Source organism: Pseudomonas sp. 14P5.3.2, assembly GCF_057799175.1.
Genome location: NZ_JBYOKU010000040.1, coordinates 16,549 through 34,697 on the forward strand (window position 1 = coordinate 16,549; position 18,149 = coordinate 34,697).

Annotated in this window: 14 protein-coding genes; 6 read left to right on the forward strand and 8 right to left on the reverse strand. The window is 52.9% G+C overall.

All coding sequences use genetic code 11. The features are described from left to right. Positions 1 to 2 precede the first annotated feature (2 nt). The gene (locus AC27VU_RS24680; RefSeq protein WP_488725101.1) at positions 3 to 1,070 is read left to right on the forward strand and encodes a tyrosine-type recombinase/integrase; all 1,068 of its coding nucleotides are present in this window, start codon (positions 3 to 5) and stop codon (positions 1,068 to 1,070) included. Between the two features lie 247 nt (positions 1,071 to 1,317). On the opposite strand, the gene AC27VU_RS24685 is transcribed toward AC27VU_RS24680, so the two are convergent. Then, positions 1,318 to 6,693, reverse strand: a complete 5,376-nt coding sequence (locus AC27VU_RS24685) for an NACHT domain-containing protein (protein WP_488725102.1) — start codon at positions 6,691 to 6,693, stop codon at positions 1,318 to 1,320. 257 nt (positions 6,694 to 6,950) lie between these two features. Here AC27VU_RS24685 and AC27VU_RS24690 point away from each other — a divergent pair, with 257 nt between their 5' ends. Next, positions 6,951 to 7,151, forward strand: coding sequence for a hypothetical protein (locus AC27VU_RS24690; RefSeq protein WP_488725103.1), 201 nt, complete (start codon positions 6,951 to 6,953; stop codon positions 7,149 to 7,151). 626 nt (positions 7,152 to 7,777) lie between these two features. Here the strand turns inward: AC27VU_RS24690 and AC27VU_RS24695 are convergent. From AC27VU_RS24695 to AC27VU_RS24705, 3 genes are all read right to left on the reverse strand, one after another. Continuing rightward, entirely contained in the window at positions 7,778 to 8,473 is a 696-nt protein-coding gene (locus tag AC27VU_RS24695) for a hypothetical protein (RefSeq protein ID WP_488725104.1), read from the reverse strand. 464 nt (positions 8,474 to 8,937) lie between these two features. Continuing rightward, positions 8,938 to 10,410 (reverse strand): hypothetical protein, encoded by a 1,473-nt coding sequence (locus AC27VU_RS24700; RefSeq protein WP_488725105.1) that lies wholly within the window; start codon positions 10,408 to 10,410, stop codon positions 8,938 to 8,940. A 222-nt stretch (positions 10,411 to 10,632) separates the two neighbouring features. Then, on the reverse strand, positions 10,633 to 12,270 hold the full coding sequence (locus AC27VU_RS24705; protein WP_488725106.1) for a restriction endonuclease: 1,638 nt from the start codon (positions 12,268 to 12,270) through the stop codon (positions 10,633 to 10,635). 656 nt (positions 12,271 to 12,926) lie between these two features. On the opposite strand from AC27VU_RS24705, the gene AC27VU_RS24710 reads away from it, so the two are divergent. Then, the gene (locus tag AC27VU_RS24710; protein ID WP_003224440.1) at positions 12,927 to 13,085 is read left to right on the forward strand and encodes a hypothetical protein; all 159 of its coding nucleotides are present in this window, start codon (positions 12,927 to 12,929) and stop codon (positions 13,083 to 13,085) included. A gap of 104 nt (positions 13,086 to 13,189) precedes the next feature. Here AC27VU_RS24710 and AC27VU_RS24715 read toward each other — a convergent pair whose 3' ends face one another. After that, a complete protein-coding gene (locus tag AC27VU_RS24715) occupies positions 13,190 to 13,672 on the reverse strand; it encodes a GNAT family N-acetyltransferase (protein ID WP_262142900.1) in 483 nt (160 codons plus the stop codon). Positions 13,673 to 14,286: 614 nt separating this feature from the next. Between AC27VU_RS24715 and AC27VU_RS24720 the strand changes: the two genes are divergently transcribed. Continuing rightward, complete coding sequence (locus AC27VU_RS24720) at positions 14,287 to 14,454, forward strand: hypothetical protein (protein WP_232324067.1); 168 nt, start codon at positions 14,287 to 14,289, stop codon at positions 14,452 to 14,454. Positions 14,455 to 14,537: 83 nt separating this feature from the next. Here AC27VU_RS24720 and AC27VU_RS24725 read toward each other — a convergent pair whose 3' ends face one another. Continuing rightward, positions 14,538 to 14,813 (reverse strand): hypothetical protein, encoded by a 276-nt coding sequence (locus AC27VU_RS24725; protein WP_488725107.1) that lies wholly within the window; start codon positions 14,811 to 14,813, stop codon positions 14,538 to 14,540. A gap of 368 nt (positions 14,814 to 15,181) precedes the next feature. After that, entirely contained in the window at positions 15,182 to 16,318 is a 1,137-nt protein-coding gene (locus AC27VU_RS24730; RefSeq protein ID WP_488725108.1) for an MFS transporter, read from the reverse strand. Between the two features lie 98 nt (positions 16,319 to 16,416). On the opposite strand from AC27VU_RS24730, the gene AC27VU_RS24735 reads away from it, so the two are divergent. Together AC27VU_RS24735 and AC27VU_RS24740 are read left to right on the forward strand one after the other, a co-directional pair. Further along, positions 16,417 to 17,196, forward strand: coding sequence for an AraC family transcriptional regulator (locus AC27VU_RS24735; RefSeq protein WP_488725109.1), 780 nt, complete (start codon positions 16,417 to 16,419; stop codon positions 17,194 to 17,196). 270 nt (positions 17,197 to 17,466) lie between these two features. Beyond that, positions 17,467 to 17,718 (forward strand): hypothetical protein, encoded by a 252-nt coding sequence (locus tag AC27VU_RS24740; RefSeq protein ID WP_003224431.1) that lies wholly within the window; start codon positions 17,467 to 17,469, stop codon positions 17,716 to 17,718. A 45-nt stretch (positions 17,719 to 17,763) separates the two neighbouring features. Here the strand turns inward: AC27VU_RS24740 and AC27VU_RS24745 are convergent, their stop codons facing one another. Next, complete coding sequence (locus AC27VU_RS24745; RefSeq protein WP_003224429.1) at positions 17,764 to 18,093, reverse strand: hypothetical protein; 330 nt, start codon at positions 18,091 to 18,093, stop codon at positions 17,764 to 17,766. Positions 18,094 to 18,149 lie beyond the last annotated feature (56 nt).

Genomic DNA, 18,149 nt, shown 5'->3' on the forward strand with positions numbered 1-18,149 from the left:
AAATGCGACCAAGAAAGGCAGTAAATCGCGATCTTCCCCCTCGAATGATCAGGCGAGTCAGGTCAATGAAAAATGGCTCCGAGTGGGTCGGGTACTATTACGACGGAAGGGACGCTCAGGGAAAGAGGAAGGAAATTCCTTTGGGTAGCGACTTAGATGTCGCCAAGGCGGAATGGGCAAAACTCGACTGCAAACCTATTCCACAAAAGAACACCTTGCTGGGTAAAGTTTTCGACCGATACGAGGCCGAGATCATTCCAGGGAAAAAGCCTAGAACCCAAAAGGACAACTTGCTTTCGCTGACGCAACTCAGGAAAGTATTCAATGAAGCGCCGATCAATGCGGTGACACCACAGGTGATAGCCCAATACCGCGACAAGCGGACTGGCAAGGTTCGGGCGAACCGCGAGATCTCATTGCTCTCGCACATTTATAACATCGCAAGGGAATGGGGAATCACCGACAAGGAAAACCCAGCCTCCGGTGTGCGCAAAAACAAAGAGACGCCACGTGACTTTTACGCTGATGCCACGATTTGGAATGCCGTCTACGGCGTTGCCGTGCCAGAACTCAAAGACGCCATGGACCTGGCCTATCTTACTGGTCAACGCCCTGCTGATGTTCTGTCCATGCGCGCTACCGATGTCACCGACAACTTTCTGCAGGTTGCCCAGGGTAAGACCTCGAAAAAGCTCCGCATCCGGCTTGATGCCGGCGAGATCATTAACGGCTTGGGTGAGCTGATAGAAAAGCTGCTCGCACAGCGGAAGGCACGCGCAGTCCGAAACCCATACTTGATCGTCACGGAGGACGGTCGTCGCGTGACCGCACCAATGCTTCGCCTGCGGTTTGACGATGCGCGAAATATTGCCATCACGAAAGCTCTAGAGGACGAAGATACGCAACTCGCTTCGAACATTCGACAGTTCCAATTTAGGGATATCCGGCCTAAAGCAGCCAGCGAAATTGACGATCTTGGGCATGCCAGCAGACTGCTTGGGCATACCGATAAGCGCATAACAGAAACGGTTTACCGACGCGTCGGTGAGATCGTGAAACCTACCCGATGAACCCAACGATCGATTGGATTCGTACACGATTTTTCTTAACCTCCGCTTTTCCTGAAGTACGGATGTCGGCCGGAGGCGGACATTCGTGAAGGGCAGCTTTCGGCAAAAGCGGGCATACAAGGCAGTCGGCCAAGCCGTCACTTTGGGACAGGGTACCCTTTGATTGTCGCACTCATGGCCCCAGCGTTCGGCCCCTCATCGGGGCCATCTCCTTGCTGGAGTGACGGCCCTCCTCGTATAGATCACGTCAGGCTGATGCGGCGAGACACACGCCACGGAAGGACTCGCTCTGTTGTAAGGCCGCGCTACGACGGTCGCCAAGATCGACCAGCGCATCAAGCACCTGTAGCAGCTTGCGGGCCAGAGGAGCCGGTAGCGGATGCAGTCGGTCAGCGTGTGCCTGCACCAGAGCCGCAATGGCGGCTGGTACCGAGGAGCCCTTCCAGCCTGGAGGCAGGCGTCCATCGACGATTTGCGCCAGCACCTGGTCGGCGAACGTTTCGACAGGGTAGGCAGCACCGGAACGCTCGCACAGTGAGACGAACTGGCGCGCGACATAAGGGTTCCAACCGGCGACGCGCACCATGCGATTTACGAGCGGCATCACTTGGCCAAGATCTTCCCAGCGGTTGTTGGCAAAGCGCGTGGCGCCAGGGGCGTGTTCGACGTCCACGAAGAGCAGTGATTTAACTAGCCCTGGTAGATCGAAGCCACCAATGCGCCCGTCGTTGTATTCCGAGCTGCGCAGGTCATGGTTCTCCAGCGTTCGTTCAAGCACGGTGTGCAGCAGTTGCAAGGTGTCAGTCCGAAGCTCAGGCGAATCGAGGACGTCGCAGCAGACTACCGAACAAGTAAACGGCGCAAGCAGCCGCATCGCAATCTCGTCAGGCTGCGCGAGGATTGGCCTTAGCAACCGCTCCTGGATTTCGTCAGCAGGAAGATAATGTGCAACGCTTGCCACCATCCGACTCAGCTGATTCTGCCACTGGTACAAGTTACCATTGCCATGCTCACGCCCCCGTCGCTGCTCAGCTCGCCACACTGGGTTAATCGTATCGAGCGTCCAACCAACAAACGACTCGATGGCGTCGACAAAGTGCGCGCGGGCCGTGCTTGCCATAACCGCCACGACAGGGACTTGCTGCAAGACACTCGCGGCGTACTGGCCGTCCCACAGATCATCGGTGCTCTGCCAACCGTCTTCCTCGTATTCATCAATAACTTGCTGATTTTCAGCATCCTGCGTGACCTGTGCCCACGAAGGCCGTGGGCGCACCCAAGTAGGCAACACGCCTGGCGCTCGGTACTCTTTGAGAGCCTCCGCCAACGTCGCGGCACGCCTGTCGGACTCTATTTGCCGCCGAGCCTCGGCATCAAGCCTGTACATGTCTCGATTTCTTGCGAGCTGTGCCAACCGCAGCCCGAGGTTGAAGCCACACCAGGCGAACCGCGCATCGCGCTCCCAGCAGCCTGCGACGCCGGCCAGGGCAACGAGCGAGACCGCATCAAGCGGGTGCGCGATCAAGCGATAGAGCGCTTCGCGGTCGTCAGCATGTTCGCGACCAGACTTAATACGCGCCGCCAACGCGTGCGCCACGAAGATCTTTGGGTGCCAAGGGATCGCTGATCCGGCAAACGTGTCGTCAAAAATCTCATCTTCCGCAACGAGAAATCGTTCGATAATCGCATCGGCCCAAGCCTCATGCGTGGTCACACCGGCAAAGCAAATCACCCCCGCCGCTGCTCCTGCAATCGTGCCTTCCAAGTGCCCACTGCCTGGCATCAGCGACATTAACCGCCTCTCAGCGGTCGCTGCATCCAGCTCCCTAGCGCGCTCGACGGCTTCGTCGACCGAGAAGCCCGCCGCCCAGTGGCGCGAGGTGAAGCATTGGTCAACCCATAGCCACAACTCAGTCTCGCGCGTCACCTGCACATGGCGCTGCATGGTGGCTAGCACCTCGGGAGCTTCGTGCCGAGGACTGTTTACCGAAATTTGGATGGCATCATCGCGACCTGGGATCGGCTCTGTGGTGTAGTTCTCGACATGCCCCAGCTCGGACCAGAGTTCAGCCGTGCCGCGCAATTCCGCCACATGTTCGAGGTCCTCCGCCTCTTCCTGGTAGGCGAATTCAAGCTTGTTCGGGAAATCGTCGAGAGCCATACGGCAGGAGTGCCGGAGTGCCGCGTCGTCGCTGAGGACAAAAAGAGGTACAAGGTCGCGTAATTCCAAAAAGCGCGATTTCATCTGGAAGTTGTCGACAACTGCTTGTCGGTGGGCCTCATCAGCGCTCCCCTTTTCGAAGCCGATCAACCCGGCACTTTGCACTTGCCGCTCCTCGAGCTTGCGGCTTAGGTCGACTCGCCATAGTCGAAGACTACTCAGTAGCGCCAAGGTCGTTGGCGACACTTGCTTTGCTCGCAAGGCAAGGTGAACCGCAATACCCAGGATTCCGATACCAATGTGCCCTTCGAGCAGCTGTCGCAACACTTCGTCCAACGGGCGTCCGGTATCCAGTTGCCCAATAGCCCAACGTTCTAGCGCCATTAGCGCGCATTCCACGACCTGCGGCCCACCATGGCCGCGGAACCAGATGTAATGCCGGTTGCTTCCCCAGAACTCCTGCGGTCCCCATGGAAACTTCATCACGAGCGGAATAGGTGTCGAGCTACCATGGCAGTGTCGATGCAACTGACGCCATGCAGTGGTCGCATGATTAGTCACGTCGCGAATGAGCGCTAATGCTGTAGCCGGATTGCGCGTTAACAGTGAATAGAACGGCTCGCGCAGCGGCGAGGCGGGAAAGTAGCCTTGATGGTCGCCACCGATCGACAGCCGGTCCCAATCGTGGTGGGAGAACGAATTGTGCACTATCGACGTACTTGAGAGCATCAGCTTATCGAACCGAGATCGGTTCTCCGGCGAGATAGCCTCCACTTCCTGGCGACGGCGGTAATGTTCATCAGCTTCGCGGCGCCATCGTACCAACGTGTCGTCAGGTAGTTCCTCCAAGAACCAGCGCCGTGCGACCCGCGCCAACAGCTCCGGATGCGTTTCTGCTAGCACTGGTGCATAGGTCATGAGCTCGCGGAACGTGCTGTCAGACCGGCGTTCAATTGCCTCGACCTTGCAAAGATAAGTATCCACGACAGTCGGGTAGGCTCGTGCGGCTCGTAAGACCAACGCCCGTAATTCTGCCTCGAATTGCGTAGGGGCTCGCGGGCGCGGCGCGGCATCGTTCGCCGACCAACTGAAACGGCGGTCCATATGCCCGTCCTCAATCGCGTGCAACCAGGTTGCGCACTGCGCCACGATGCGCTCCGATACTGCGTTGGGGTAATCCGCGACAGCGACTTGCCAGGTTCCGAATAGTGTGATGAGGTCTCCGAGGAGTGTGTCTGGCATCGAGTCAGTGTGATCGATGGCCCATGTAATTAAGCGGCCCCAAGCCGCGAAGTCCGACGGCCAGCCCAGCGAGTCCGCGAGACGGATGCGCGCGGCGGCGTCCAGATTGCCGCCGAAAGCTCCAGACAGCACCATTGGATTGGGCGTTGTCTTCTCAGCCTGCATCCATACCAGGAGCTTTCCAAAGAGTCGGTGGCCGTTTGCCGCTAATGTCGAAGCGAATATTTCGACGTGCTCGGCGAAGTTTGGATTAAATACGGGCGCCACGAGCCAAGCGCGTAACCACTGCGGCCTCACCTGAGCCTGCTCTAGCGCTTGAAGATCGCGCAACCACTCGTTAGGGACCGTATAAGTCGACTGAGCGAGCAGCTCCACCACCCGCGCCAAGGCAGGCGGCTCACCGGCGGCGGTCAGAGCTGCGATCCAGTCGTCTCCTTTGTCCAGCAGCAGATGAAGGAAGGACCACTCGAAGAAGATGTCGTGGCTAAACTGCGCGGTATGGCCCATGCGCACTTGATGCACCAGGCCATCCTCCTCCAAGGCCGGGAGCACTCCCTGGGTCGCGGTCGACAGGTCGCGGATGCGGACATTACGGCCTAGGTTGGGCGCGCTGCACTGCGCCAGCTCAACCAATGCCCGCTGTCGCGCCAAAGCCTGAGGTGCGTGGGCGTCATAGCCGCCCCGCACCCACCAGGCCTCCACAAGGTCCACCTCCGACTGAGGCTCGAACCCGGAGGGGTAAGCCGACAGCGAAAAACCCCGTGCCAGCACAGCAGCAAAGAATGGACGGCGCGCCAGTGTGAGTACGCGCTCGTTTCCGCCAGTCAGGAGAGGCCGCAGCGCCGGCAGCGAATCTGCGAGCGAGCTGGCCTCTTCGTCTGTCAAGTTCTGCACATCGACATAGCCGACGCCACTGTTAAGCAGCGCTGGAGGTATCCAATTGCGCAGGGGCTCAATGCCGGTGTCGCGTGCGGTAGCGACCACGCGCCAATCGGAAAGCGTCGGGTTCGTCAGTAGCTGACCAAGTAAGTCAGTCAATATCGCGCGCTGTTCCGGCGCAATGCGGTCCAGACCATCAATGAGCATAGTGGCCTGCCCAGTGGCGGCAACCTCTACAAGCAGCGACTCGATCGATGTCGTCGCCAACCCCATCGACCGGGCATGCTCTGACCAACTGCGACCCGAGATCCGGTTGGCGGCGAGGAACAAGGTGGTGCCATCGGCAGCCAGCTCTTGCAGCAGATCTCGTAATAACACCGTCTTCCCGACGCCTGGCAGGCCCTTAATCAGGGTCAAGCGGTGAGCAGTCATCTGATCGCTGAGCTGGTTGCGCAGCAGCCCGCGCTTGATGTGAGTTCCCCCGATGTCGACTGCCTGCTGGTCAAGCCAGTTGCGCGTGTTGTCACGCAGGATTTGCATGTCACCGATAAATGCGGGTGCCCCGATGAAACGCCAGCCCGCCAGAGCGCGTACCAGCGATGCACGGGTGTGCACGGCGCAGCTACCCGCGCCATCGCGAGCGAATTGGCGCAGCAAACCCCACAAGTCGTTGGCACGTGCGACTTGCGCCGGCACCAGCGCGCGTTGCAGGCTAACGATAGCCTCCGCTTCATGCGTCGATCCGGAGTGAAGGAAGTCAAATCGGATCAGCACCAAATGCGAAAGGAGACGGTGCAACTGGTCGTCAGTTAGTGATATGCCTGTAATCTGTGCAACCGTTCGAACAGCTTCGACCACAGCGCGGTGGGCGGCTGAGGCGTTCCCACCGCCGGCAAATCGATGCATGAAAACCGCAGTTGTATCGGAGGCTCGCGCCCATTCGCATACGGTGGTGAAAGCCCGGGATGGCTCTTCCGCAACTGCTCCTGCAACCACTCCGGCACGGTCCACGTGCTCGCGAAAGTTGGGATTCTGTAGCGTCTGCCAACTGCGCTGGATCACCTCGCGGAAGTCGGTGTTGGTCTCCGCCCCCGAGATAGTGAGTGAACGCTTAACTTGTAGCGATAGCCGCATGACCGATCCGTCAGCCAAAGAAACCGCATCCACGATCACATCGTCGAGCGGTTCGCCAAAGTCGGCCTGCTGCTGGGCCACACGCTGCACAATCCTCGTATCAAGGGCCGCCGCCGTTGTACCGCCGACCATTGCTGCGAGGTAATGAGCCGCGACCGCATCTTCATAGGTAAATCCGGCGCCGCCGGTGAGTTCAGGCGAAGTCATGCTTTGTCGGTAGGTCTCGTCTGATTATAAGAATGATACTTTCGACTAACACCAGCTAGGTCCTTGAGAGGCTATTTCCTACATCATAGCGGCCAGACGCAGCTATCGAAAAAGCCGACTGTATCACGGGACATTCTTAAGAAAAGAAGATAAGGCCCGTAACCCTTCGGCCATAAGTAGCGCGGGTCGTAGAGCTTAGTCGTGCTGATATTGGCCTCGTGCTCCAAGGTAATGGTCGTGGCAGTGGTGCACACGCAGTGGATTTCGAGCCCGGCCACCTGAATACCCGACGCCTTGACGCAATCGCCGGCAAGGGCAGAGTTCCTTTCACCGCAGCCATGATGTTCGACCAAACCGGTGACGACAGGCAGAAAACGGCCAAAAGCGGACGCTCGGGAGTTACCGAATACGGCCAATATCAGTCGACGGAGCCGATTGCGGCTGTTCCATTTTTCTAATCCGCATTGCGCCCCGACACGTGGCCGTTCCACTCCATATCTGTAAATCCACTGGTTTTGAATTAGCAGCGACGTTTAGGACGACTGTATCCGGCTTGTTCTAGAAGTTTACTAGCCTCGTGAATGTCGAGTGAGTACCTATCTGGATCCATTAGATCGGTGTAGAACTCTGCGCAACCGCCGACTACATGACCGCTCCAGATTGAGACCTCTCTACTTTCTTTGCGAAATAATTGAAGAAAGAAACGTTTAAAGTCAGATGTAAGAGAAAACCTAGCTCTGTAAGGGTTACCCTTGCGCAGATAGTCATCCCAATTTAGCCTAATCGGAAGGCGAAAACCTTCCATTCTAGTGGACAGGTCTAAAATGATATTAAATGTCAAAAACTCTACTCTAACTCCTAAAAGATCCTGCACCAAAATCCTATTCAATACGTTATTTCTTCCTTCGTCGGTATTGTATAAGCTGGTCCATATACCTTTTTGTGACGACTGCACCACAACAATGTGGGCTCGTTGTATCGAGCCAGAACTATCAACGACTATTGCATATTCTGCTGCACACGGTTGACGATCATTGCCAGCATAAAAAATTTGCTTCACAAGATAATCTCACTCTCTAAGCAGTCAACTCAAAAAAGCCACGAGCTTGCTTCCGAATTTTGTGTTCTGTTTTGACAGGCAACTATCCGCACTTAGAATCATTTCAAGCTGCTTTACCTCAACCAACCCCTTTTGGTATAGGTCACTCCATATGCTGTCAAGGATTTCATGATTTTCAATTAGTTCGGGCATAGCACTTGCAATAATTTGAGATAGAGATACTGAAGTTTGGTATGGTTTAACACGATTATTCTCTATAAACCACCGTTCAGGATCCTCGAAAAGCTTTAGGAGCCTAATGTGTGAAACTGTGCACACGTCTACAAAATTAAGGAAAATCTGTCGATAATCATCACTTGGGCATGTAGGTAGCGCAGAGTTTATTACGGCATTTCGTAATGCTTCGAGCTTTTCTGCCTGATGGTTCCTTAGTGAGATATTGCAAACTTCTGCAACCGTACTTATAAATGCTTCATTTTCCTTTAGCCCTGCTTCCGTTACAACCCCTTGATCTATGAGGTCGTTTAAAGCTGCTCCAATCGCAAGCATTGTTTCTGTGCGGCGCTTATTTAAAGGGGCCTCAAGTAAAGAATTAAAAATCTCCAACAACGGACTTCCAACAATGGGTACTGCACCTATGGCAACTCTTCCAATGCGGTGTAGCTTCTCATCAATTGGTTCAACTTTTGGATCAATCGCTTCAAGATTAATTTTTTCCATGATTAGAGACTCCTTGATGCCATACGGTCTATGCTAAATATTGGTATGCTTTCCGTTGTCAAGCATATCAATTTTATCCAACTCAAAGTAGTCCATCGCGGTGAGCCCCAAGTGCTAATCAAAATTAGAAAAGAGGACGCATTTATTTTTAGGATCAACCGGCTGCTTTGGGTCGATAGCAGCCACTCGCGTACGACAGCTTTCGGCCAATAGCGGATGCTGCAATCTTCTATGAAATGTTGATGCAAACCCTGGCCAAACCATTCGTCAGCTCTGAGAAGCTAGAGCTAATAGGGACCGCCATCGGTATGCAACCACAAACTTTTGATTCGGTTGGCACAATCAAGGGTTAAAGGGTAATTATCCGCGTCTCTAGCAGCCCAGCCTTGGTTGTGCTCTTTCACTCTGGAGCCCCGATAGTCAAATTCCAGTCCACACACATAGGAGCGCTCATATAGAATTTGTTATTCCTTTTTTGCCAATTCCACCAATTTCCTAAGCTCTTCCAGGCTAAACTTTTCAAGCAACCTATGTATAGGCATTTTTTCAGTATGCTTACCATCGAGTGTATTTGACGCGTTGAAGGAGATAGCTTCGATAGCCTTAGCGATTAACTCTTTCTGCAGAACATCTGCATCAATCTGGAGCGCTTGGAGTTGGTTTTTATAGCTCTCATATGAAGATGCGAAAGCTTCCTTATGCGCATACTCTTGCTGGAGGCGCTCATACTGACTGCGGCGAGTTGCGGAAAATATAGCGACCCAAATAACGGGCAAAATTATTGGACCTCTAGTCAGCAGCGTTCTTATCATTTCCTCCCATGTACTCGTTTTTACGAATTCAATGTGAAATGGCGAAAGGCTGATTGTTTCAGAAACAATCGTCAACCCGCCAAAAAATAACGTCAGCATCGAGGCATAAAATGCAACGGTATAACCGATGATCGGGATATTAAATTTGTCCTTCATCGTTTTGTAAGCGGATGCCAGCCCTGCACTGGTTGCTCCGGGCAACAAAGTTTCTATACTTGCAAATAGCGCCTCTTGGCGTTTGATTTGTGCTTCTTCGTGATCGGTTAGCTGCTGAAGCCGTAAATCGAGCTCACGCTTTAGTCCGATTTCTTGAACTTCTTCACCATCAATAGCTTGACTTCCAAAAATGCGCTCATAGAAAAGTTCTAGCTCTTCGTCTCTATTAGTAGCCGAGTTCAACATTTTATTCATTAACCGGTAGGTCTTATCAGCCTCACCAGCAAAAAACTTTACTTTTTCAGAGATTGATTCGGGACCTTCGAGAAGTGAATTGTATAGGGCATCAACGCCATCCTGTTTCTCTTTTATATTCGAAACCATTTCTTTGACGTATGTTTCAGCGGGGCTGTTACCATCTACGCCCTCGAACAAATATTCGTCGAACTGTTTTGCTCGAACTTCAATATCTGCAATCTGCTGTTGTTGTTTTAGGGCAACGCTCATGGTCGTTTCGATCCTTTCCTGCACCGTCAACGTTCGCTTTTGGAAAGAGTCTACATACTGCGATACTTGATTGGCGAAAGCCCGCTCGGCTTTGCCAAATGCTTCCATAGCCTGTTGTGGGAGGACCATATATGGTCGAACGTAAGTCAGAATATTATCGGCATGTTCGTTTGCCAGAATGAGATGTGCAACATTTCGATTGTTGATATATGCACGAATTTGTTGCAAGCACGCTTCAGACTGGCTAAGGCTATTTACCCACACTGATTTGGGCGTGAGTTCCATATCTGCATTAGCGATTATGCTATCGACGAATGTGAGCACCTTTTTAAGTCTCGCAAGCTCCTCAACAGTTGTCATTACTGTTTGGTCATCGACCTCCATAGGGGCGATGGTTTCCATCAACGACGCCCACATCGCCTTAAAGGGGTTCTGTTCAAACTCCTGGATCCATCTCGTCATTTGTCGCTCCTTCCCTATTTATCCTCATATCACACAGGATCGGGGGTTAGCACTACGTAGTATTTTGATCATCGACGCCGGAAGAATCAGAGTCTAGCGGTCGTCAGAATAGGACAGCTCTAGGCCACCAGTAGACTTACGCTGACAATTGCTTCGACTCTTTGGGTTGGAAAGAGCGCCGCACGGATCATTATGGCTGAAAAAGTATTTGAGCCGTTCGACTTACTCCGTAGGCATCAAAATTCGCGCTTCCACTCCAATTTCTTGAAGGAGAAAGAGTAGCCCTCCGCCTTCGATGAGCTCGATCGGCTTGTCTTTAGCAAATTCAAATGCATCTGGACCATAACCGCTAGTTGTAACCAAAATTCCCTTATTGGCACCTTCATTCATCATCGTTCCGTAGAGGTCACGAACTGCTGAGACGCCGACGGTGTGTTTATACCGCTTTGCTTGGATAACCACCTTTCCACCTAAAATCGGACGAGGGTCGTACGCAATACAATCGACTCCTCCATCGCGGGAGGATCTAGTGAGCTTTGACTCCAATCCCATTTTTCCAAACAAATTCGCTACGAGCGCTTCAAATTCATAGGGGTTCAAATCCATAAGATTTGTAGCTGAACTGAGTTGAGACGCTAGATCTTGTTGATCAACAAAGCGCTTGTCGACCATGTTGAATTCAATTATTGGCCTTATCGGTTGTGCCTCGCTAGGTGACCGCGAAACATGCGCACCGAGATTTTTAAGGCAAACGGAACGATCAACGCGTGCAAGATCGATTTTCGTAAACGTTTCACGAGTAGCTCGTACTGATACGAGATGTGGCTGCACCCCAAGTCCGGTCGCAGGATCGATAGTATTTACATAGCCGTTGAAACAACATACCTCTATAAACTCTCCTTGGTCTGCCTCATAAAGCTCATGGATACACCTGAGTGCAATACTTGCGACTAGATCCGCATATAAAGATTTGATTTCCGCGGGTTTGCGTTGCTTAGTGGTGACCTCGTCCTTGGACTTTACGTAACGGTACTCTACAACTTCAGGAATGATCTCCGATGTAGGCAGCTCATATTCGACGACAAGTTGTTTTGATTCAGGCACGAAGGCCAAAGAAAAATTCTGCGGAAAGCCTTCTGGATAATCAGATTTTTCAAGAACCATGCTGCAATAAGCAATAATAGACTCCGGGTCTCCTTCATAGTAAGAGTAACGGAAGGCATCGACTTCGGAGTCGCGGAGTGCCTTTTTTTCAAGAAGCGCGGACACACCGTCATCATAGATGTTTCGCGCGCTTTCCAGCGCTTCCAGACGCTGGATATTCTGAGCTTTACATTCTTCTTCACTTGCTTTGAATTGTTCTAATGCGGCCCTCAGCTTATCAGCATGTTGGGCTTTGAATTTTGGTATAAACGAAAGATACCAAGGCAACGGAGCAACCTTCGAGGTGAAGAACTCCTGTGAAGGCCCCTCGACAGTAGCAGTCAACGCTTTCGGTGGAGTAAAGGGGGGCGGGTTGTCAGTGATTCGAAGGGAGTCGAATGTAACAGTATCATCCACCATCAATGCTGCCGACAAAATGGATTGCAATCCTTCTATCCAAAATAGAATAGTTGCGTTACCGTCGCGGACTTCCTGTTCGCGAAACTCCAAGTAATTTTGTTTTGCCGCTCGCTCAGATTCGCGATCATATCGAACGCGTTCACGCTCGCGAATCGCGTGCGCTCTGAGCTGCTGGCGTTCAGCACGATCAGCTGCACGAACAACTGCACGGCGCTCTGACTCATTCAGCCTTTGCTGTTTCGCTGTCTCCCGGGCAATTGCTCGGATTACTTTCTCGAATCCACTTCGCTTTGCCATACATGCCGCCTCCTTACTAGTGGCATGATGGTATCAAAAGATAATCCTCGCTGAATACGGAGTTGGACGTTTCTGGTTGCGTACCAAAAATCCATTTTTCAGGCTGAGTGGCCGCTTTTGGCCGTTTTCTGCCCGTCACGACTGACCAGGGCTGACTCCAAATCCCCACTTCAGATGAAGGCCGCTTTCCACCGAGCGCAGTCTCTCGGTTGCAGCTATGAAATTTAGGGCGATCATGAGCCCCCCCAGAAAGCCAAAATACCGGCCAAATTCGTTTCCGCAAATAAACTTCCACCCCTTGATTTCAAAGGCCTCCTGAGCATAAATGAATACTGCTTAGCGGAAACGAATAAAATCTAAGATATTGAAATATAAGGATTAATCTTCGGACTTGAAAACCGTCGACTGTAACAGGTCCATGAGTTCGAATCCCATCGCCTCCGCCATATTTGATACGACAAAGCCCTGATTATTCAGGGCTTTGTCGTTTCTGGCGTTTATGAAAACTTCTGCCTTTCGGTATGTGTTCCATATCTTTTGTGGACGCGTTCCATAACTCGAGCGATTTTTCCCCTCTCCGGCGCCGTGCCAATCGTTAAAACACTCTTCATGTAACACGGTGCTGCGCTCATTCCTTGGCCGCCAAGGAAGCCAAAATGCCCAACTCCGACCTGCTCCCTTCCCTGCTCTTCAAGATCAACGAAAACCAACTCGCCCTCGAAGCCGCCATCATGGAGCTGTCCAACTGGGTCGAGCAGCGCGGATCGGCAGATGTCGCCGAGAACGTGCGCGGCGCACTCTGGACGATCGACTAGAACGAGGAGTTCATCAAGATGACCTTGGCCGTTTTGATGGCGCCCGAGTGAGCGCTATCGGCCCAGAGTGTGTAAAAACGTACCTTGAGGTGCGTCACATCCAGCTAGCAATCTGAGCCAACCGCCGGAACGCTCTGACGAACATAATAATTGTCGAATTCACTGCTTTCGACAAATTGAAAGCCATGGCGGATATAAAAGCGATTCGAAGCGCTTTCTTTGAGAGCTCCAACTTTAATAGGGAGCGCAGCCTCATCCGCCACTTTGAAAATCTGAGTGAGAACAACAGAGCCTATACCTGATCCTTGCGCGCTCGGTCTCACATACAAATGATCGAGCAAGAGTTCATTGTGGTGATGCTTGACCACTACAAAACCAACCTTCTCTCCAGATACCTCGATGTAGTGTGTGTTGCGAGCTTCAAAACCGCTAAGAAATCGCTCGCGCGCACGCACCGGATCAAATCGCCCAACACGCTCCAGACTTTCGCGCATGGCCTCAATTCGAATGGCTACAAGATTGTCCAAGTCGCTTTGTTGAGCTAGGACCAAAACGACTGGGGAATTTTGATTGGGTGTGATGGGCATATTTTGCGCTCTATTTACCATCCTGGAAGGCCAGTATAGAGAGCCTGATCTGTGGGGCCCAGTTTGGCTTCACCGTTGAGTTAAGACTGAGTGGCACCTATTTTTCTAAATGTCGCAACAGGCTGCTTTTGGCCGATCTCTACAGTAACTCCCTCCCCCTTCAAAGTCAGCCGCTATAGCGGCAAGGACGAAGTCATGTCTGAACAAAAGCCAATAATCATGTACGACGCTCCGGAAGCGGCCAGCCTCAAAACGGTAACCGGCTGGGTTTCCGCTGACGGTCGCTTTTCGGCGCCGACGAAAACCTTGCCCGCTACTGCGGAGCCACCCACCGCCGCTGCGAAGCGAACCCGGATCACGATATCTACGAAGTGAACGGCTACTGCAAAGCGTGCCACCACGCTCGGCGCCAAGCAAAATTCGCGGCGATGCCAGTAAAAGAATGGGCCGGCGAACCTCTGGTCATCTTCGATAGTGATCGGTACATCTTCGATTAAGACGATCTGCGCGACTACCTAGTCGACAGCGATATCGATCTGGCCGACCTGCAGCTCTGCATCTGCGAACCAAACTACCCCAGTCAAATCGAACCGGCGAACCACTTCTGCGACGACTTGCCAAAGGACAGCGAGATCCGCGACGACCAGTTGCTCGCGGCGTTCAATCTGCTGAACGAGATAATCCGCCAGTCCGAGCCCTTGTCGTGGTCGGAAGGCAAGTACGCCGCGCAGCTCCCGCAATCGCTCATTGATGAAATTGCGGCTGCTCGGGTGACGCCATGATCGCCACCCTCTGGTTCGCCTACGTCTTTATCTACAAGGGGCCGAGACCATGGCTGTAAAGTCCAGCCAACGCGAAGCCTCCGTCACTTTCTTGGAAATAGCCATCTCAGAGCGACCGAAAGAGCCGCTGCCATGAAGGAGCCAGCAATGTTCAAAGTTGAGTGAATCACACTGAGAAAATCACCGAAGGTCGCCGTCTCCGGATCAGCTTTCATGAGAAACAATATAATGAAGCCAAGATAACAGCCTAGAGCACACCCTAAAAATGCCTTCATTTCAGAGCGGGCAAAAGCTATGAAGCGTTGAGTTAACAAAGCACCGCTGTGGGCAGCGCTTCTTAGCGACTCGTTGAAATTCATAGACTGGTTCCTTCCATTGACTGTTGGCTGAACAATAGTAAATCAACGTAAACCAAACCCCAATCTCCCTACATGCCTGAGGCTGTCTTCAAAAGGCAGCTTTCGGCAGAAGCAGTCATTGAATAGATGGATTTAAATCAAGGCGGAATACTTTATGCGGCCGAAGGCTGGCATCAAGAGTTAGATCCGGGTAAAGAAATCTGATTTAGGATCACGATGGAACTCAAGACGCGTGGCTGTTTGGGCTTAGAGATGATTGCCAGGATTTGACTCTCCGCCACGTTTTGGCGGCATCCATCGCGGCGTATCCGTCCGGTGATCACCGGGCGATGCAACAGATTGGTCAAATCGTTCAACGAGTGCTGCGATCAACGTCTGGCCGTTGGAAGGCGTGCAAGCCCTAGCAATATTGCCAGCAAGGCACAGATCAACAGCGTCAGCCCAAAAGCCTGGCACCAGGCTGCCAAGGTCAAGCCGGCGCCGATCACCAAGTAATACAACAAACCGAACAGTGCCCCTGCCGTGCCGAGGCAATCGCGATAAGCAGCCAATGCCGCCCCCAGCACATTCGGAATCGCCATACCGAAAGCCATCACCACCAACAACATCGGCAGAATGAACAGCCAGCTTTCCTGCAGCATCATTACCAGAACGCTGCCTGACAACGCCACGCCTCCGGCGACCAGGACCAATTGCTCACTGTTCACTCCCCGCTTGAGCAATCCTTTGTTCAACCACGCTCCCAACCCTGACCCCAGCGCCAATAGCACACCACTATAGCCAAACTGTTCACCGGACAAACCCAGTCGCTCGAAGATGAACGGTCCCAAGCTGTAGTAACTTGACATCGCAATGTTGAATACCGCCACCAACCCGACTGAGCGCCATATGGCCCAATCCTTGAGCATTAAGCTTAAGGTGCCGAACAAAGGCGCAGTCGGGAGTGAAGCCGGGCGAGTTTCAGGCAATGCCCAGAGGCACCAGGCCCACAACACCAGCGCCAGCAACAGCAGGCAAGTGAGCATGCCGCGATAGCCGAAAAAGTGAACCAGGCTAGCCCCGGTAAACAATCCGATTGCAGGACTGGCTGCCAGAGCAATGCCCATTAGCGAAAACACTTGAGCCAGTTCAACGCCACTGAATCGATCACGCAGAACAGTTTGCGTCACCACCGACCCCACTGCTGCACCGAAAGCGGCCAGTGACTGGGCAATCAACAACCCGCCAAAGGAGCTGACGCTCAAGGCCAGACAGGAGGCCCCACCGTATAGGGCCAGCCCGGACAGCATGATCGGGCGCCGTCCGAATCGGTCGCACAGCCGCCCCCACACCACCACACCCAAAGCGAAGGCCAGAAAATACACGGAGAGAATTTGCCCTGCCGCTTGGGGACTTACTGCAAACGCCTGCACGATATCCGAGAGCGCGGGACTATAGAGCGCTTGGGCAAGCTGAGGAAACATCAACAGCACCACCGCCAGCACCAGCAGATTTTTCAGATTCATTGAAAGGGACTTCCCAGGGAAACAGGGAAGGATTTTAAAGAGACGTCAACGGCGTATTATCTAAACTACGACAACTTATCAATCAAATCGGACAATTTATGGCTTGGCTACCTGCCAATGCGCCTTTCGATCCTGACAAGTTCAAAGCCCCGGTAATCGGTATCGGAGCGCTTCTTGGCAATCATGATTCGGGGGTTCACCAACACCAACGTGGCCAGCTACTGTTCACTCAACAGGGCTGCACTCGTATCACCCTGGTCAATCAGTTGTGCCTGTTGCCACCGACCCGAGCGGCCTGGATTCCCAGTGGTGTAGCGCACCGTGCTGTGATGCAACAGACCGTCGACTACCGGTCGGTGTACGTTAGCCAGGCGTTGGCTGCGCAGTTGCCCGAGAAAGTTCGAGTAATCGAAGTCAGTGCCCTGCTGAGGGCCGTATTGGAGGCGATGTGTTTGGCCCCTTTCGAGACCGAGTGGGAACACGGCAAATATGCTCATTTGCTTGGGCTGTGCCTGGTCGAAATCAACGAAGCCACCGAGCAACCGACACTGCTGCCACTCCCCCGAGACAAACGACTGACGCCGTTGCTGAAGAACCTTGAGCAACTACCACCCGAGTTACAGGTACTACAGCGGCAGGTAGGTGCCAGTAGCAAGACCATCAGTCGAATCTTCCTGAGAGAAACCGGCATGGGTTATCAGCAATGGCGTCAGCAATGGCGACTGATGCGCGCCATCGAATTGCTCGCCACTGGCCACAGCATCGCCTTCTGCGCCTATGAGTTGGATTTCGCCAGCGAAAGTGCGTTGATCGCCTTCTTCAAGGGCATGACCGGCACCACGCCACGGGGTTATTTCAAGGAAAAGCCTTTAACTTGAGGGGGCATTTTCGAAATATCTCTCGTCGGGCAATTTACCGGGATCAATCAGTTGCAACCCTGGAGGCCTTTGCTCCCGTAAAATCGGCAGCCAAGCGCTCAAAATCGGCTCTTCAGGGATTGCCCTGAAAATGTATGTGGCATAGGTGAGCACTGCCCCCTAAGTATTGAATAGCTAGACAAACATCACTCACCGTACTATCGGTGTTTTCCAGCCAAAGTGCTTCATCGTAGTATTTGGCTCGAGACTTCTTCTCATAAGGTGACGTCCATGAAAGCTAATGAACTTCTTCCAGACCACGCCGACTCACGCGAAATTAACGGGGTGGTTGTGCGCAAGGGAACGGTTGGTGCATTTTTGATCAACGCGAAAGTCTGGCTTGATTCCTCCTCGGATTCGACGCAGCACCAACAGGCGGAACGCGACATGGTCGAGTCGCTGCCTGCCCTGCGGGCGCTTGGTTTTCTTGACGTATTTGCAGCCCGCGATCCGGCGTTGCAAAAGCTGATCGATTCCGTTTGACCGCACAGTTAAAGATTCCGGTTTGTTTGCCCTCTAGTAAGCGGTTCAGCACGTTGACATCGCGAACGTAATAAACCCCGTGGTCAGCGTGGTGAAAATCAATCCGAAAAAGAACAAGCCGTCGGCGATTCTTTCCAATAGGTGGTTGCGCTTGGTTCCTCGAGTGCGTAACGCCCAATAGGCGATCAGGCAAGTCATCAGGTAAATGATCGCATTGATCGCCAACATGCTCTGCCCCATCACATCTTCCTGGCGAGTATTGATGACCACCCGCAGGATTCCGACCACCGTCAGGCACACCCCGACCATCGCGCCGGACGAGTTGAAGATGTGGATGCAAATATCGTCATCAAGTTTGGTGCGCCGTTCACTCATTGAGTCAACTCATCTATTGCGAAAAAAAAATTGCCCGCATTGATACTGTTCTTGAT

What these genes read in the sequence shown, in the direction of transcription:
- AC27VU_RS24680 (WP_488725101.1), top strand. Translation starts at nt 3, where the DNA reads ATGCGACCAAGAAAGGCAGTAAATCGCGATCTTCCCCCTCGAATGATC.
- AC27VU_RS24705 (WP_488725106.1), bottom strand. Translation starts at nt 12,270, where the DNA reads ATGGCAAAGCGAAGTGGATTCGAGAAAGTAATCCGAGCAATTGCCCGG.
- AC27VU_RS24745 (WP_003224429.1), bottom strand. Translation starts at nt 18,093, where the DNA reads ATGAGTGAACGGCGCACCAAACTTGATGACGATATTTGCATCCACATC.
- AC27VU_RS24725 (WP_488725107.1), bottom strand. Translation starts at nt 14,813, where the DNA reads ATGAATTTCAACGAGTCGCTAAGAAGCGCTGCCCACAGCGGTGCTTTG.
- AC27VU_RS24710 (WP_003224440.1), top strand. Translation starts at nt 12,927, where the DNA reads ATGCCCAACTCCGACCTGCTCCCTTCCCTGCTCTTCAAGATCAACGAA.
- AC27VU_RS24715 (WP_262142900.1), bottom strand. Translation starts at nt 13,672, where the DNA reads ATGCCCATCACACCCAATCAAAATTCCCCAGTCGTTTTGGTCCTAGCT.
- AC27VU_RS24730 (WP_488725108.1), bottom strand. Translation starts at nt 16,318, where the DNA reads ATGAATCTGAAAAATCTGCTGGTGCTGGCGGTGGTGCTGTTGATGTTT.
- AC27VU_RS24735 (WP_488725109.1), top strand. Translation starts at nt 16,417, where the DNA reads ATGGCTTGGCTACCTGCCAATGCGCCTTTCGATCCTGACAAGTTCAAA.
- AC27VU_RS24740 (WP_003224431.1), top strand. Translation starts at nt 17,467, where the DNA reads ATGAAAGCTAATGAACTTCTTCCAGACCACGCCGACTCACGCGAAATT.
- AC27VU_RS24685 (WP_488725102.1), bottom strand. Translation starts at nt 6,693, where the DNA reads ATGACTTCGCCTGAACTCACCGGCGGCGCCGGATTTACCTATGAAGAT.
- AC27VU_RS24695 (WP_488725104.1), bottom strand. Translation starts at nt 8,473, where the DNA reads ATGGAAAAAATTAATCTTGAAGCGATTGATCCAAAAGTTGAACCAATT.
- AC27VU_RS24700 (WP_488725105.1), bottom strand. Translation starts at nt 10,410, where the DNA reads ATGACGAGATGGATCCAGGAGTTTGAACAGAACCCCTTTAAGGCGATG.